Genomic DNA, 13,474 nt, shown 5'->3' on the forward strand with positions numbered 1-13,474 from the left:
TCTCCCTCGAGGATGTCCATGATCACACCGACGGTGCGGCCGGCGGAGGCGGCGGGTCGGTCAGAGCCTGGGGAGGCCCCTCGGCACGAGGCTGGAAGCTCTCGAACACCCCGTAGGCGACGATGCGCTCGGCGAGCGAGTACAGCGGGGAACAGGCGGTGAGCGTGATGTACTGCTCTCCGGTCTGCTGCTCGGGCATCTGCGGCACGTCGGCGAGCACGTCGGTCTGCGTCGGCTTGACGTACTCCAGCGTCCGGAAGCGGTAGGTGTACCAGCCGTCGGGCGTCTCGACGACGATCGCATCGTTCAATTGCAGCTTGTCGAGCTGATTGAAGGGCTTGCCCCATGTCGTGCGGTGCCCGGCCATCGAGAAGTTGCCGACCTCGCCCGGCATCTTGGAGTCGGTGTAGACGCCGATCCCCTTCTGGTCGAGGGTGCGTGCACGGGACGTGCCCCCGTAGATTCCGAAGTTGTAGTCGGCGCCGAATCGCGGGATGTGCATCTGCCCGAACCACTCCGCGTCGGCGGGCGCCGCCGGCACCGGCGGAACGTAGGTCGTGGTGCCGTCCTCCGCCTCGACGACCGGGGGCAGCGCGGGGGCTTCGGCCTGCGCGAGCTCTCTCGAGATCTCCGCGCCCTCTTCGTTCTTCTGCGCACTGATGATGATGTCGCCGATCCACATCTGCCAGGCGACGAACAGCAGGACGATGACTCCTGCGGTCAGCAGCAGCTCGCCGAGCACACTCGCGAACGTCGCGCGAGAACGTGGTCTCGCGCGACGCGGGCGTCGCCCCCCAGGCACGACGGAAGCAGTCATGGCGCGATCATATCCGGGATCGCTGAACGCATGCCGGTGATCGAGCGATGTGGGCTCGGCAGCTCATGGGTGTCCCGGGTACAATGACGGCATGGCACGTGACCGCAAGACCGAAGAACCCGCCGTCGAGCGCGCCGAAGGCGAAGCCGCTCCCAACGCCGTCTGGTTCAAGCCGGTGATGATCGGCTTCATGCTGCTCGGTCTCGCCTGGATCCTGGTCTTCTACATCTCGGGTATGCAGTTCCCGATCCCGGGACTCGACAACTGGAACCTGGCGATCGGTCTGGGCATCGCGCTCATCGGCTTCCTGATGACCACGCGCTGGCGCTGACGCCCCCGACTTTCGACGAAGGCCCCCTCGCATCGCGAGGGGGCCTTCGTCATGTCCGGAGCGAAAGGCGAGCTGTGCCGCGAGGGACGGGGTTGTTCCCGGAGCGAGCATCGGGAGGGACCCGCGAAGCGGGAGGGCACCCGTTCTGCGAGCGAAGGGAACAACCCCGCCCCGACCCGACCCCACAAGGTCACCGAGAGCGAAAGTTATCCACAGCCCCCTCCACAGCCTGGGGAGAATTACACCGGTGTTATTCACAGGGGTTAGCAACCCTGTTAACAACTTCGGATCAGGACAAAAGGATCAGCGGTGGTACGAAAGCCACGACCACGATCAACAGCACGACCAGCGCGGACAGCAGGATGATCTGCAGGGTCCGCTGCTCTCGACGCTTCGTCTTGACGTAGATCAGAGCGACCAGCGCTCCGACGACGGCACCGCCGAGGTGCGCCTGCCAGGAGATTCCCCCGACGAAGAGACCGAACGCGAAGTTGATTCCGAGGATGACGAGGATTCCCGTCACGTTGGCGCCGATGTGGCGACCGATGATCAGCAGCGACGCCAGGAGCCCGAAGATCGCCCCGGATGCTCCGACCGTCCACGAACCGGGCGCGAGGATGGCGACCATAACCGATCCCCCGAGGCCGCTGATCAGATACAGGGCGAGGTAGCGGGTGCGGCCGAGCATGGGCTCGAGGCTCTGCCCCAGCATCCACAGCGCGAGCATGTTGAGTGCCAGGTGGATGAAGCTCCCGTGCACGAGCAGCACGGTGAGAAGACGCCAGGGCTCGAAGGGCACGGCGAAGAGATTCGGGTACAGGAAGGGGGCGAAGAACCCCAGAGCCTGGATGAGCGGGTCTTTGAACCCGGGGATCAGCTGCACCAGCCCGATGAAAGACGTGATGGCGAGCAGCGCGTAGGTGACGACGGGTCGCCCGCCGCGGGTCACGGCCAGGGCACCGCCCCGACCACCGCGCCAACGACGTTCGGCCTTCTTTTGCGCGGGCGTCCTGTTCTTCCGCTCGGCGTTCATGCACTCCGGGCAGATGACGCCGACGGGTGCCTGGGTCTGGCACTCGGGACAGATGGTGCGCATGCACCGCTGGCAGAGCACGAAGCTCTGCCGATCCGGATGGCGATAGCAGAAGTTGTCGCGATTGCTCGTGAACTCAGGCGTGGTCATCCGGATCGGCCGCAGCTGTCGTCAGGCCGCGACGATGTCGATCGACTGCAGCACGACCGGCTCGACCGGGCGGTCGCCGGGGCCCGTCTGCACGGCGCCGATCGCGTCGACGACAGCCTTGGAGGCGTCATCGGCGACCTCGCCGAAGATGGTGTGCTTGCCCTGCAGCCACGGCGTCGGGTCGGTGGTGATGAAGAACTGCGAGCCGTTGGTGCCCTCAGGCTTGCCGGTGATGGCGTTGCGGCGGAGGCCGGCGTTGGCCATCGCGAGGATGTAGGGCTCGTTGAAGTTGAGCTCCATGTTGATCTCGTCGTCGAAGTTGTAGCCGGGGCCTCCGACGCCCTGTCCGAGCGGGTCGCCGCCCTGGATCATGAAGTTCGGGATGATGCGGTGGAAGATGACGTCCTTGTAGAGAGGACCCTCGCCAGGCTTGCCGGTGGCGGGATCGGTCCACTCCTGAGTACCGTCGGCGAGGCCGACGAAGTTCTTGACCGTCTTGGGGGCGTGGTCGCCGAAGAGGTTGATGACGATGTCACCGTGGTTGGTGTGCAGGGTTGCGACGTGGGAAGCGTGAGCCATGTCCCCATTCTCGCAGAGCTTCCGGTGAGTTCGCCCGGTGTACCGCGGATCCGATGATGGCGCAAGGGTCCGGTGATTCCCGCCCGGCATCCAGGCTCTCGTGGCAAGATGGGGAACCCGTACTCCAATGGACAGGAGAGCATCGTGAGCCTCAGCCGCAAGCGGAAGAAGGAACTGCGTCGTCTTCAGAAAGACGCGAACCAGCTCTGGGAGAACCAGCAGGTGCTCGTCGGCCACGCCGCCGAGGTTGCACGCGAAGCCGGCCGTCAGCTCGGCAGCATCAATCGCGAGCAGGTCGTGCCTGTCATCCAGGACACGTACAACCGTCGTGTCGCACCGGTCGTCGACCGTGGCGTCAAGATGGGTCGGCACGTCGTCGACGACAAGGTCGTCCCGATCGTGGGTGGAGTCGTCGGCTCCGCGCTGACCGCCTGGGACGTCGCGAACGCCAAGCGCTACGGCGTCACGCCTCCCGCTCCGCGCGGCGCCTTCGGCAAGAAGCAGAAGTCGGGCCCCGGCCTCGGATCGGTCATCGCGATCGTCCTCGGTGCCGCTGCCGCCATCGGTGTCCTCTACGCCGCATGGCAGACGCTGCGTGCCGATGACGAGCTCTGGGTCGCGGACGACCCGCTCGCAGCCCCCGACGCGTGAACACTTCGGCTCCCGCCTCCGTCGCCTCCGGTGGCGGAGGCGGTCCGCATGCGCGGGTGCGTGAGGCCGCGCAAGCCCGCGGTCTCGACATCGAGATCCGCGAGCGTCCGGCCGCCGGCAGCCTGTTCGAGGCGGCGGAGCTGCTCGGCATCCCCGCGTCCGGCATCGTGAAGACCCTCGTGGTGAAGCGCTCGGACGATACCTTCTTGTTCGCCCTCGTGCCGGGCGGACGTTCGATCTCGTGGCCGAAGCTGCGTGCGCTGGTCGGAGTCAACAAACTACGGCTCCCGGAACCAGAACTCGCCCTCGCGGCGACCGGCTACGAACGAGGCACCATCGTGCCGATCGGCAGCACCACCGACTGGCCCATCTACGCCGACGAGTCCATCGTCGGACAGCGCATCGCGATGGGCGCGGGGACGCACGGATTCAGCCTGTTCGTCGAAGCCGACGACCTCATCGCCGCATACGGGGCGACCGTCGCCGACATCTCCGTCCCCGAAGAGCGCTGACGCTCGGCCTCGGCTCAGAGGAGGCCGGCCATGCGCATCGCGATGTCGACCAGCTTGACGCGCTGCAGCTCGGCGACGGAGGTCAGCGGGAACCACTCCGCCATGTCGGTCGAACCGTCGGTCTCGAACCGGAGCTTGCCGCCGGTGACCGCGCCGCGATAGACGATGCGCAGGGTGTGCAGCGGCTCGGCGGCCTTGTGCACACGCCGGCCGGCCGGGATCACACGGGAGTGGATCCCCAGGAGTTCGCCGACTTTGATGCTGTAGCCCGTCTCCTCACGGAGTTCGCGCCGCACCGCGTCTTCCGGCGACTCCCCGGGCTCGAGCCCGCCACCGGGCATCGTCCACGCCACGCGCCGTCCTTCGGTCCAGCGCGCCAGGAGCAGGCGGCCGTCGTCATCGGTGACGACCGCATACGCCGCGACACGCAGGTCCATGCGTCACACACTATCCGCCGACGAGGGCGGTCGATGACCGCGTGTCAGACGACCCGCGCACCCGCCAAGTAGGTGGACGTCACCTGCGTCGCGGCGAGGTCTTCAGCGGAAACGGTGACCGGGTCGCGATCCACGACGATGAAGTCCGCGAAGAGTCCGGGGGCGAGGACGCCCACCTCCCGCTCGCTGAAGAGCTGCCAGGCGGCGTTCGCCGTGTGCGCGAGGAGCGCCTGATCCCTGGTGACCGGTGTACCGCCGGGCATCCGATACCCGTTGCGGGTGGTGCGGGTCTCGGCGACCGCCATGTTGCGGAATGGCTCATTCGGGGTGACCCACCCGTCGTTGTGGAACGTCACGCGATGTCCGGCTGCGAACGCGGCGCCGGCATCCGCCCAGGCACCCCCGTGCTCCGGACCGAAGAGATCATCGACGAGCACTTCGCCCCAGTACGTGATGTGGTCGACGAACAGGCTCACCGTGACCCCCAGCGATGCGGCGCGCTCGAACTGCACCGACGTCATCGCGCCGCAGTGCTCCAGCCGGAACCGGTGATCGGTGAGCCCGTGCCGCGCGATGATCTGCGCGAAGACATCGAGGGTCGCGTCGATCGCCAGATCGCCGTGCGCGTGACACGCCAGCTGCCACCCCGCACCGGCATAGGGCTCGGCGATGGCCGACAGCTCGTCCGAGGTGTAGTTCGCCCGGCCGATGTGGTGCGGCTCGAGTCCGAGCGCACGGGTCGCCGGGGTGTCGAGGTACGGGAAGGAGGTGGCGATGTTGCCGACCCAGGGAGAGCCGTCCGACCACGTCTTCACTCCCGTCTGCCGGAAGAACGGGTCGTCGCCGCCTCGTGCGGAGGGGATCCCGCCCGGACGGGACATCTCGTACCACCGGAGGCGCACCGGCATCTCACCCTTCGCACGCAGGGCGTCGATGAGCGGACCGAGTCCGGGGTTCCACGACAGGTCGGCCACGGTGGTGATGCCCCGCGAAGCCAAATCGCGCAGGTGTGCAGGAAGGATGCGGGGGAGCTGCTCCTGTGCCTTCGCGAGCATCGGAGCGACGACCATCTCGACCGCGGCAGCCTCGAGGGCGACACCGGTGAGCTCCCCGTCGGCGTCCCGTCCGAACGAGGCACCGGCGGGGTCGGGGGTGGTCCGGTCGAGGCCTGCGGCGAGCGAGGCAGCGGTGTTGAAGTAGACGGAGTGGCCGGAGTTGTGGATCACGACGAGAGGAACGCCACCGGCCAGCTCGTCGAGGAAGTGGATGTCGGGATCAGGGAGTCCGCGCTGCAGCAGCGAGTCCCAGCCGTTCGCGAAGACGGCTTCCCCGTCGGCCTCCGCGACCGCCGTGCGCAGAGCTGCCAGCACGCCCTCGGCCTGGGGAACGACCACGGGCCGGAGGTCGACGACCAGGTCGGACAGCAGGATCGCCGCGAATCCGGGATGCCCGTGCGGCTCGATCAGCCCGGGCATGACCCATCCGTCGAGCGCGATCACGTCGGCGTCGGGGTGGTCGCGGCGAACCTCTTCCGCCGAGCCGATGGCCACGATGGTGGCGTCGTCGACGGCCATGGCTTCGACCTGGATGTCGGTGCTCGGCGCGAAGGGACGTATGCGGCCGGTGAAGACTGTCGTCATGGCGTCAGTCTGTCAGGCGTCTGCGCCACGGCGAGGATCGATCAGGAATCGAGAAGCACGCCCGCGTCTCTCCTCCGTAGTGTGAAGTCCATACCGGCAGCACACCGAGAGGACCGAAGATGGCCGAGAAAGAGAAGAACTTCAGCGCCGAAGAACGCGAGGCGATGCAGGCCGCCGCGAAGGAGGCCCGCACCCGACGTTCCCGGGCGAAGAAGTCACCGGAAGAGCTGCGGGCAGCCGGGGAGGCCGACATCACGGAGGCCATCGAGAAGCTCACCGCCGAGGATCAGGCTCTGGCGAAGAAGCTGCACGCCCTCGTGTCGGAGGTCGCCCCGGAGCTGGTGCCGCGCACGTACTACGGGATGCCGGCGTGGGGTCGTGACGGGAAGGTGCTCTGCTTCTTCCAGCCCGCGAGCAAGTTCAAGGTGCGCTACGGCACCTTCGGCTTCGAACCGATCTCGAACCTCGACGACGGCACGGTCTGGCCGACCGCGTACGCCGTGACCGCACTCACCGACGCCGATCTGGAGTTCCTCGCGGAACGCATCCGCGTCGCGATCAGCTGACCGTCGACCCGGCGGCGACCGCGCAGTAGCGTGGATGTCGTGAGCACACTCCCGTTCCCCGCCTCCGTCTACTCCGCCCGGCTCAGCCGCGCCGCCTCCCTCGCCGCCGACGCGGGGCTCGACGCCATCGTGGTCGGTCCCGGGCCGGATCTGCAGTATCTGGTGGGAGTGGAAGGCGACACGATCGAACGGCTGACGGCCCTCGTGATCGCCCCCGGCGCGGCGCCGACGGTCGTGGTGCCGCGCATGGAACTCGCGAAGGTACGCAGCACGGCCGTCGGCGAGCTGGGTCTCGCGGTCGCCGACTGGGTCGATGGAGAAGACCCGTATGCGCTGGTGACTTCGGCGGTGGGCGACGCCGCCCGTGTGGGTGTCTCCGATGCCCTCCCCGCGCTGCACGTCCTCCCGATCGGGGATCGTCTCGGGGTGCGCCTCGAGCTCGCGACTCCGGTGCTGCGCGAAGGACGGATGATCAAGGACGCCGAGGAGATCGCCGAACTGCGCCGGGCCGGAGAAGCCATCGACGCGGTGCATCGACGGGTGCACGAGTGGCTTCGGGCAGGACGCACCGAGCGCGAAGTGGCAGCCGACATCGCCGAAGCCATCGTCGCGGAGGGCCATCGCACGGTCGAGTTCGTGATCGTCGGGTCGGGTCCGAACGGCGCCGACCCGCACCACGAGGTGTCGGATCGGGTGATCGAGGAGGGCGACATCGTCGTGGTCGACATCGGCGGTGCGGTCCCGAGCGGATACAACTCGGACAGCACGCGGACCTACGTGGTGGGGACTCCCGCCCCCGCAGCCGCCGAACGGATCGCGGTGCTCGTGCGGGCGCAGCAGGCAGCGGTCGAAGCCGTGCGTCCGGGTGCCACCGCGGCCGAGGTGGATGCCGCCGCCCGGAGCGTGCTCACCGACGCGGGTCTGGGGGAGGCGTTCCTGCATCGGACCGGCCACGGCATCGGCGTCTCGGTGCACGAGGAGCCGTACATCGCTCCGGGCAACGACCTGGTCCTGCGCGAAGGCATGGCGTTCAGCATCGAGCCCGGCATCTACTTCGCCGGCGAGTGGGGTGCCCGCATCGAGGACATCGTCGTCGTCACGGCGGAGGGTGGAGAGCGGCTCAACGTCGCGCCGCACGGTCTCACCGCGGTCGGCCTCCGCTGACCTCACGCGCTGACCGAGCGCGCGCACTTCCCGCGATACGATCAGCGCATGCGTCGCCGCCGCAAGGTCTCTTCCGCCACCGCATCACCGGCGACCCGAGCACGGTACGCGAAACGCCGCCAGAATCGACTCGCCCGCGTCGACAACGACCTCACCGACGAGCAGTGGTACGACCTCATGGAAGCCTGGGGCGGATGCGCCTACTGCGGCGGTGACGGCGCAGCTCTACAGCGCGACTGCATCCAGCCCGTGTCGCGCGGTGGTCGCTACACCCTCGAGAACGTGGTCCCGGCGTGCGCGTCCTGCAATGCCAGCAAGCACAATGACGAGGTCACCGGCTGGCTGCGGCGGAAGAAGCTCGACGAGCGGACGTTCCTCGTCCGTCATGCCACCATCCTGCGCGCGCTGCGCCCCTCTCCGGACGGCACCGCCCTCTCCTGATCACTAGTCTCGACTCATGACGACGATCGCGCCTCTCACCGCCGCGGACCAGCCCGACTGGCTCGCCCTCTGGAAGGGCTATCTAGCCTTCTACGAGACCGGCCTCGACGAGACGATCACCGCATCCACGTTCGAGCGACTGGTCGACGCCGACAGCGGTATCCAGGGGGCCATCGCCCGCGACGAGACGGGTGCGGCCGTCGGTATCGTCCACTGGTTGACGCACGCAGCCACGTGGACGACCACCGACTACTGCTACCTCGAAGACCTGTTCGTCGCGCCAGACGTCCGCGGAGGCGGTGTCGGGCGGGAACTCATCGCGCATGTGCGAGCGTGGGCCGAACAGCACGGCTCGGCGAAGGTCTACTGGCTCACCGCCGAATCGAACGCCACCGCACGCGGGCTCTACGATCGCGTCGCCTCCCGGTCGGGGATGATCCATTACCAGATAGATCTGACCTGACGCGGCGATGATGAGAAGCATGCGCGTCGAGAGAGTGGTTCCCAATCTCACTGTGACCGATCTTCCTTCCGCGGTCGCCGAGCACCGCGCGGTGCTCGGTCTTCGGGTGCTGATGGACCACGGGTGGATCGTGACGCTCGGCGACGACGAGGGGCACCAGCTCAGCCTGCTGACCCGAGACGCGACGGCAGAGGTCAATCCCGACGTGTCGGTGTTCGTCGACGACGTCCACGTCGCTCTCGCCCGCGCCGGGGCTGCGGGCCTGGACATCGTGCATCCACTCACCGAGGAGCCCTGGGGCGTCACGCGCTTCTTCTACCGCGACTCCGACGGTCGCGTCATCAACGTCGGGATGCACTCTCCGGCATCAGCCTCCGCCCCAGAACCTGACACGGCCATCCCCGCACATCCAACTCCTCCTGCCTGACGAAACCGTGCGCCTCGTAGTACCGCACGAGATCGCCCGTTCCGCCGGCATAGCAGTCGACCCGTAGGAGCGGCACGCCGCGTTGCTCCGCGCGAAGGACAGCGTGCTGGAGAAGCCTCGCCCCGGCGCCGCGCGCACGTCGCGACCCGACCAGGAGCCGCACATAGAGCTCGGGCTCGTCGACGGCAGGAACATACTCGGTCCGGTCGCCGAGCACGAGGACCGCGACGGCACGGGCATCCCGTTCGAGCACCCAGCCTTCATCTTCCTCGCACCACTTCTGCGCGCGCTCCACTGCGGCCGGCCGGGAGGAGAAAGGCTCCGCGCCCGACTGGCCGGTGTTGCCGATCGATACGAACCACTCCACCGCTTCATCGAGCAGACGCAGCACCAGCCCCGGCTCATCCGCACGCAGCCGCCGGATCGTCTCGCGAGGCTCACTCATCGCGCGGAATCGCCGACCGCCGCGAGCACCCGGATCTGGCGTTCGGCAGCGTCCCCCAGAACCTCGAGCGCCCGCTGATAAGCCGGCGATGCATAGGCCGCGATCGCCGCATCCCGGTCGGGGAAGGCAATGATGGTGGACCGGAGATCGGCACCTTCGAGCACCGCGACGGGATCGCCCTTGGCGAGGAAGACACCGCCCGCCGCCTCCATGGCCGGCCCTGCGAGGCTCGCGTATTCTCTCACACGCTGCGGATCGCGGATCGCGGTGAAGGTGTTCACCCAGTAGACGGTCATTAATGCGGCCTCCTCGTCGGTTCCCGCACCGATGCGGGGAACCCTCTCCGGGACGAACGCGCTCGCCGGCGACGGAATTCCTCGACCTCGGATCAGGGAATGCGGCAACCGCCAGAAGACACACGCCTACCGTGCCCGAAAGCGCGAAGACCAGCAGTCCTGATCATTCCGATGCAGGAGACCGAGCACGAAGTGTGGAGCCTAGGAGATTCGAACTCCTGACATCCTGCTTGCAAAGCAGGCGCTCTACCAACTGAGCTAAGGCCCCGTGAGGGATTTCTTGAGTTGAGGAGTGGGGCTACCAGGACTTGAACCTGGGACCTCTTCATTATCAGTGAAGCGCTCTAACCGCCTGAGCTATAGCCCCGTCAACCTCCAAGACTTTACCGGAGAAAGACGGAATTTCCGAATCGAGGGCGACGACCCGGGAGTGTCCTCGCCCTCGACCGTGTTCAGCGACCCGGGCGGATCGTCGCCGTGCCCGCGGAGAGCGATACCTCGATGGTCCGCCGCGCGCTCGATGCCTCCTGCACCTTCGAGTTGAGGGTGCCGGCGCTGATGTCCTGGCTCACGGCGTACTCGACATCGGGCAGGGTCAGATCGAGCGACCCGGCACTGACATCGATCGTGGTCTGCGACGGCGGTGTACCGGTCAGCTCGACCGTGAGGTCACCCGCGGACACACCCAGATCGGCCACGGTCACGCCATCGAGGAGAATGTCGGCGCGACCGGCGCTCATCTCCACGTCGAGTTCCGTGGCGGAGCCGGTGACGTCGAGTGCGCCGGCGCTCACGGTGGCGTCGAGCACCCCGAAGTCGCCGTCCACGTCGAGGCTGCCGGCATCCAGTGTGAGGTCGGCATCGAGCTCCGCGTCCCGCAGGCTCTCCGGCAACGTGAGCACGGCGATCTGCTCGTCCCCGAACCAGCTGCCGAACCACCACCCGAACACGCTGTCCGGGCTCCGCACGATCAGTTCGTCGCCGTCACGTTCGAACGTCCACGCGGGTCCTCGCCCGTTGGTGATCGCCAGCTCTGCCTGATCCACGTCGCCGAATTCGACGCGCATGCTGCTGGCATCCGCATCCAGGTCGATGCCCTCGATGCCTTGTGCGTTCGCGGTCTGCACGGAATCCGGCCGGCTCGCGGAGATGACGGAACCTGCTGCAGCGGCGACCGCTGTGCCGCCGGTTCCGAGAAGGGCGATCCCGCCCACCACCGCTGTCACGACCAGGACGGCCGTGGCTCCGGACGAACGCCCTCCCGTGGGGCTGGGCGGCGGAGGTGTCGGTGCCCCCTGCACCGCCGATGGCGGCGGCGGAGAGGCGGGCGGGGAAGCGGGCGGCGGGGTGAGCGGGGTGTGCTCGCCCGGGAAGCCGTTGTTGTCGGTGGTCATCGTGCCACTCCTGTCTGGCCGGTCGGCGGCGTCGGGCCGCCCGTGTTCTCGATGTGGGCGAGCGCGGCGAGCACGCGGCGATTGCCGGACTCGTCCGGGTCGAAGCCCAGTTTCTGGAAGATGGAGGTGATGTGCTTCTCGACGCTGGCCTCCGAGAGGAACAGCAGACCGGCGATCGCCTGGTTCGACTTCCCCTCGGCGATCAGCGCGAGCACGGTGCGTTCCCGCTCGGTGAGTCGCATCATCTTGTCGTCGCGATTGCGGCGCGTGAGGAGCTGAGCGACGACCTCGGGGTCGAGAACGGTCGCACCCTCCGAGATGCGCTGCACCGAGCCGAGGAACTCCTCGACATCGGCGACCCTGTCCTTGAGCAGGTATCCGAGCGGACCGCCCTGCGCCGCGATCAGATCCGAGGCGTATCGCTCCTCGACGTACTGCGAGAGGACGAGGATCGCGAGCGACGGGCGCGAGGCCCGCAGACCGAGCGCGGCGCGGATGCCCTCGTCGGTGAAGGTCGGAGGCAACCGCACGTCGAGGATGCAAAGATCCGGTGCACTACCGGCCACCGTCTGCTCGAGCTCCACCGTGTCGGCGAGAGCGGCGACCACCTCGTGCCCTGCGTCCTCCAACAGGCGAACGAGGCCTTCTCTCAGCAGGACCGAATCCTCGCAGATCAGGATGCGCATGGGACGTTCACCTCCAGGCTGGTCGGTCCGCCCTGCGGACTGTCGAGGCGGAAGGTCCCTCCCGCGGCGAGGATGCGGTTGGCGATGCCGTCCAGACCCCCACCGGGCTGCACCTGAGCGCCTCCGATGCCGTTGTCCTCCACGCGGGCCCAGAGGGTGTTGCCCTCACGCACGCGCACGGTGACCCGGGCTTCACTGGCCCGCGAGTGCTTGGCTGCGTTTGTCAGGGACTCCGCGATCGAGAAGTACACGGCGGCCTCGGCCTCGCGGCTGCACCGGCCGTCCATCCGGACATCGAGGTGCACGGGAATGTGCGACCTCCCGGCCAGAGCGGAAAGGGCGGCGTCGAGACCACGGTCATCGAGCACCGAGGCGTGAATGCCGCGAGCGAGTTGGCGGAGTTCGGTGATCGCTGCCTTGGTCGAGGTGTGAGCCTCGTTGATCAGCTCCTTGGCGGCCTCCGGATCGTTGTCGATCTTCTGCTGCGCGAGTCCGAGCGTCATCCCGACCGAGACCAGCCGCGGCTGTACCCCGTCGTGCAGATCGCGCTCGATCCGGGTGCGCTCCACATCGGCGGCGCGCACCGCGCCCTCACGCTGGGCGGTCGACGTGCGGACGCGCTCGGTGAGCTCGGTCTCCTTGCTGCGGATCACGATCGCGAGGGAGAGGGTTCGATGCAGCAGTGCCAACCCGATCATCCCGACGACGCAGGCGGCGAGGCCGAGGACGCCGATCAGCGGAGCCCAGGCCACGGGGATTCCCCCGCCACCGAACGGTCCGATCACGGAGTCCGCGGCCGTGAGCGGGGCGAACGAGATGATGATCGACCACACCAGTCCCCAGAACAGTCGGAGGACGACGAAACCGAGCACGGCGGAGATGGCGAAGTTCGCCACTGCCCGCCACATCCGGCCGTCGATGGCCTGCCGTCCGAGGGACCGCAACCACCCGCCGAATCCGGGACGATCACGTGGCTGTACGCGCAGCGGCGCGATCGGCGTGCGGTAGAGCGCGCCGACACGAGCGACTTCGAACCAGCCGAGTCCGTAAAGGGCGTAGACGAGTCCGACCAAGAGGACGACGCCGATGCCGGCGGCGAAGAAGAGGCCGATGCCGGTGCCGAGAAGGCCGCCGAGCATGCCGAAGATGACGCCGCCGAGGACGCCGACGCCTGCCAGATGCAGGATCGTGAGGAAGATGCGCAACGGCGGCTTCACCGCGGTTGCGGAAGCCGGGGTCGCAGTCTGAGTGGTCATGCTTCCAAGGTACGGCGGGGCCGTTGCGCGCGGCACCGAGTCACCCGGACACTCTGTTTCGGGTTTTCCGTAACGCGTGCTCCGGATCTCCCGCATGCGGCACGCTGCTCGGCACCACCGGCGTCGTGTAGCAACCGCTCGATGGAACGACGAAGGGCGGATGCCGCAGCATCCGCCCTTCGTATG

The 13,474-nt window shown here is 67.8% G+C and carries 18 protein-coding genes and 2 tRNA genes; 8 read left to right on the top strand and 12 right to left on the bottom strand.

Annotated features, from left to right (window positions below; translation table 11 throughout):
- Nucleotides 1-22: 22 nt before the first annotated feature.
- Complete coding sequence (locus tag LVJ59_RS10945; RefSeq protein WP_232763034.1) at nt 23-817, bottom strand: class E sortase; 795 nt, start codon at nt 815-817, stop codon at nt 23-25.
- Nucleotides 818-908: 91 nt separating this feature from the next.
- On the opposite strand from LVJ59_RS10945, the gene LVJ59_RS10950 reads away from it, so the two are divergent.
- Nucleotides 909-1,148, top strand: coding sequence for a cell division protein CrgA (locus LVJ59_RS10950; protein WP_047522075.1), 240 nt, complete (start codon nt 909-911; stop codon nt 1,146-1,148).
- A 289-nt stretch (nt 1,149-1,437) separates the two neighbouring features.
- Here the strand turns inward: LVJ59_RS10950 and LVJ59_RS10955 are convergent, their stop codons facing one another.
- Nucleotides 1,438-2,331 (bottom strand): rhomboid family intramembrane serine protease, encoded by an 894-nt coding sequence (locus LVJ59_RS10955; RefSeq protein WP_131491636.1) that lies wholly within the window; start codon nt 2,329-2,331, stop codon nt 1,438-1,440.
- A gap of 21 nt (nt 2,332-2,352) precedes the next feature.
- On the bottom strand, nt 2,353-2,910 hold the full coding sequence (locus LVJ59_RS10960) for a peptidylprolyl isomerase (protein ID WP_047519733.1): 558 nt from the start codon (nt 2,908-2,910) through the stop codon (nt 2,353-2,355).
- A gap of 144 nt (nt 2,911-3,054) precedes the next feature.
- Between LVJ59_RS10960 and LVJ59_RS10965 the strand changes: the two genes are divergently transcribed.
- Nucleotides 3,055-3,561, top strand: coding sequence for a hypothetical protein (locus tag LVJ59_RS10965; protein WP_047519770.1), 507 nt, complete (start codon nt 3,055-3,057; stop codon nt 3,559-3,561).
- A 56-nt stretch (nt 3,562-3,617) separates the two neighbouring features.
- Nucleotides 3,618-4,073, top strand: a complete 456-nt coding sequence (locus tag LVJ59_RS10970; protein ID WP_047519772.1) for an aminoacyl-tRNA deacylase — start codon at nt 3,618-3,620, stop codon at nt 4,071-4,073.
- A 14-nt stretch (nt 4,074-4,087) separates the two neighbouring features.
- Here the strand turns inward: LVJ59_RS10970 and LVJ59_RS10975 are convergent, their stop codons facing one another.
- Together LVJ59_RS10975 and LVJ59_RS10980 are read right to left on the bottom strand one after the other, a co-directional pair.
- Nucleotides 4,088-4,510: an NUDIX hydrolase gene (locus tag LVJ59_RS10975; protein WP_047519735.1), complete on the bottom strand. Its 423-nt coding sequence runs from the start codon at nt 4,508-4,510 to the stop codon at nt 4,088-4,090.
- Nucleotides 4,511-4,554: 44 nt separating this feature from the next.
- On the bottom strand, nt 4,555-6,150 hold the full coding sequence (locus LVJ59_RS10980; protein ID WP_232763035.1) for an amidohydrolase: 1,596 nt from the start codon (nt 6,148-6,150) through the stop codon (nt 4,555-4,557).
- A gap of 119 nt (nt 6,151-6,269) precedes the next feature.
- Between LVJ59_RS10980 and LVJ59_RS10985 the strand changes: the two genes are divergently transcribed.
- From LVJ59_RS10985 to LVJ59_RS11005, 5 genes are read left to right on the top strand one after another with little or no spacing between them, the layout of a single operon-like run.
- Nucleotides 6,270-6,716, top strand: a complete 447-nt coding sequence (locus LVJ59_RS10985; protein ID WP_047519736.1) for an iron chaperone — start codon at nt 6,270-6,272, stop codon at nt 6,714-6,716.
- 39 nt (nt 6,717-6,755) lie between these two features.
- On the top strand, nt 6,756-7,880 hold the full coding sequence (locus LVJ59_RS18105) for a Xaa-Pro peptidase family protein (RefSeq protein WP_232763036.1): 1,125 nt from the start codon (nt 6,756-6,758) through the stop codon (nt 7,878-7,880).
- A gap of 48 nt (nt 7,881-7,928) precedes the next feature.
- On the top strand, nt 7,929-8,321 hold the full coding sequence (locus LVJ59_RS10995; RefSeq protein ID WP_232763037.1) for an HNH endonuclease: 393 nt from the start codon (nt 7,929-7,931) through the stop codon (nt 8,319-8,321).
- A 16-nt stretch (nt 8,322-8,337) separates the two neighbouring features.
- Nucleotides 8,338-8,784, top strand: a complete 447-nt coding sequence (locus LVJ59_RS11000) for a GNAT family N-acetyltransferase (protein ID WP_232763038.1) — start codon at nt 8,338-8,340, stop codon at nt 8,782-8,784.
- 52 nt (nt 8,785-8,836) lie between these two features.
- Nucleotides 8,837-9,211, top strand: coding sequence for a VOC family protein (locus tag LVJ59_RS11005; protein ID WP_232763039.1), 375 nt, complete (start codon nt 8,837-8,839; stop codon nt 9,209-9,211).
- On the opposite strand, the gene LVJ59_RS11010 is transcribed toward LVJ59_RS11005, so the two are convergent.
- From LVJ59_RS11010 to LVJ59_RS11040, 7 genes are all read right to left on the bottom strand, one after another.
- Nucleotides 9,126-9,656: a GNAT family N-acetyltransferase gene (locus LVJ59_RS11010; protein WP_232763040.1), complete on the bottom strand. Its 531-nt coding sequence runs from the start codon at nt 9,654-9,656 to the stop codon at nt 9,126-9,128. The two genes, LVJ59_RS11005 and LVJ59_RS11010, sit on opposite strands and share 86 nt — an antisense overlap.
- The gene (locus LVJ59_RS11015; protein ID WP_232763041.1) at nt 9,653-9,952 is read right to left on the bottom strand and encodes a DUF1330 domain-containing protein; all 300 of its coding nucleotides are present in this window, start codon (nt 9,950-9,952) and stop codon (nt 9,653-9,655) included. The genes LVJ59_RS11010 and LVJ59_RS11015 overlap by 4 nt, the downstream gene beginning before the upstream one ends.
- A gap of 195 nt (nt 9,953-10,147) precedes the next feature.
- Nucleotides 10,148-10,220 (bottom strand) — tRNA-Ala (locus LVJ59_RS11020).
- Between the two features lie 25 nt (nt 10,221-10,245).
- Nucleotides 10,246-10,319 (bottom strand) — tRNA-Ile (locus tag LVJ59_RS11025).
- Nucleotides 10,320-10,404: 85 nt separating this feature from the next.
- Nucleotides 10,405-11,346 (bottom strand): DUF4097 family beta strand repeat-containing protein, encoded by a 942-nt coding sequence (locus LVJ59_RS11030; RefSeq protein WP_232763042.1) that lies wholly within the window; start codon nt 11,344-11,346, stop codon nt 10,405-10,407.
- A complete protein-coding gene (locus LVJ59_RS11035) occupies nt 11,343-12,032 on the bottom strand; it encodes a response regulator transcription factor (protein ID WP_134352586.1) in 690 nt (229 codons plus the stop codon). Before LVJ59_RS11035 ends, LVJ59_RS11030 begins: the two co-directional genes overlap by 4 nt.
- Nucleotides 12,020-13,288: a histidine kinase gene (locus tag LVJ59_RS11040; protein ID WP_232763043.1), complete on the bottom strand. Its 1,269-nt coding sequence runs from the start codon at nt 13,286-13,288 to the stop codon at nt 12,020-12,022. The genes LVJ59_RS11035 and LVJ59_RS11040 overlap by 13 nt, the downstream gene beginning before the upstream one ends.
- Nucleotides 13,289-13,474 lie beyond the last annotated feature (186 nt).

The sequence above is a fragment of the Microbacterium sp. KKR3/1 genome, from assembly GCF_021272365.1.
GTDB classification, from domain to species: domain Bacteria; phylum Actinomycetota; class Actinomycetes; order Actinomycetales; family Microbacteriaceae; genus Microbacterium; species Microbacterium aurugineum.

What these genes read in the sequence shown, in the direction of transcription:
- LVJ59_RS10995 (WP_232763037.1), top strand. Translation starts at nt 7,929, where the DNA reads ATGCGTCGCCGCCGCAAGGTCTCTTCCGCCACCGCATCACCGGCGACC.
- LVJ59_RS10960 (WP_047519733.1), bottom strand. Translation starts at nt 2,910, where the DNA reads ATGGCTCACGCTTCCCACGTCGCAACCCTGCACACCAACCACGGTGAC.
- LVJ59_RS11015 (WP_232763041.1), bottom strand. Translation starts at nt 9,952, where the DNA reads ATGACCGTCTACTGGGTGAACACCTTCACCGCGATCCGCGATCCGCAG.
- LVJ59_RS10950 (WP_047522075.1), top strand. Translation starts at nt 909, where the DNA reads ATGGCACGTGACCGCAAGACCGAAGAACCCGCCGTCGAGCGCGCCGAA.
- LVJ59_RS11030 (WP_232763042.1), bottom strand. Translation starts at nt 11,346, where the DNA reads ATGACCACCGACAACAACGGCTTCCCGGGCGAGCACACCCCGCTCACC.
- LVJ59_RS10945 (WP_232763034.1), bottom strand. Translation starts at nt 817, where the DNA reads ATGACTGCTTCCGTCGTGCCTGGGGGGCGACGCCCGCGTCGCGCGAGA.
- LVJ59_RS10975 (WP_047519735.1), bottom strand. Translation starts at nt 4,510, where the DNA reads ATGGACCTGCGTGTCGCGGCGTATGCGGTCGTCACCGATGACGACGGC.
- LVJ59_RS11035 (WP_134352586.1), bottom strand. Translation starts at nt 12,032, where the DNA reads ATGCGCATCCTGATCTGCGAGGATTCGGTCCTGCTGAGAGAAGGCCTC.
- LVJ59_RS10985 (WP_047519736.1), top strand. Translation starts at nt 6,270, where the DNA reads ATGGCCGAGAAAGAGAAGAACTTCAGCGCCGAAGAACGCGAGGCGATG.
- LVJ59_RS10955 (WP_131491636.1), bottom strand. Translation starts at nt 2,331, where the DNA reads ATGACCACGCCTGAGTTCACGAGCAATCGCGACAACTTCTGCTATCGC.
- LVJ59_RS11000 (WP_232763038.1), top strand. Translation starts at nt 8,338, where the DNA reads ATGACGACGATCGCGCCTCTCACCGCCGCGGACCAGCCCGACTGGCTC.
- LVJ59_RS10980 (WP_232763035.1), bottom strand. Translation starts at nt 6,150, where the DNA reads ATGACGACAGTCTTCACCGGCCGCATACGTCCCTTCGCGCCGAGCACC.
- LVJ59_RS11040 (WP_232763043.1), bottom strand. Translation starts at nt 13,288, where the DNA reads ATGACCACTCAGACTGCGACCCCGGCTTCCGCAACCGCGGTGAAGCCG.
- LVJ59_RS11010 (WP_232763040.1), bottom strand. Translation starts at nt 9,656, where the DNA reads ATGAGTGAGCCTCGCGAGACGATCCGGCGGCTGCGTGCGGATGAGCCG.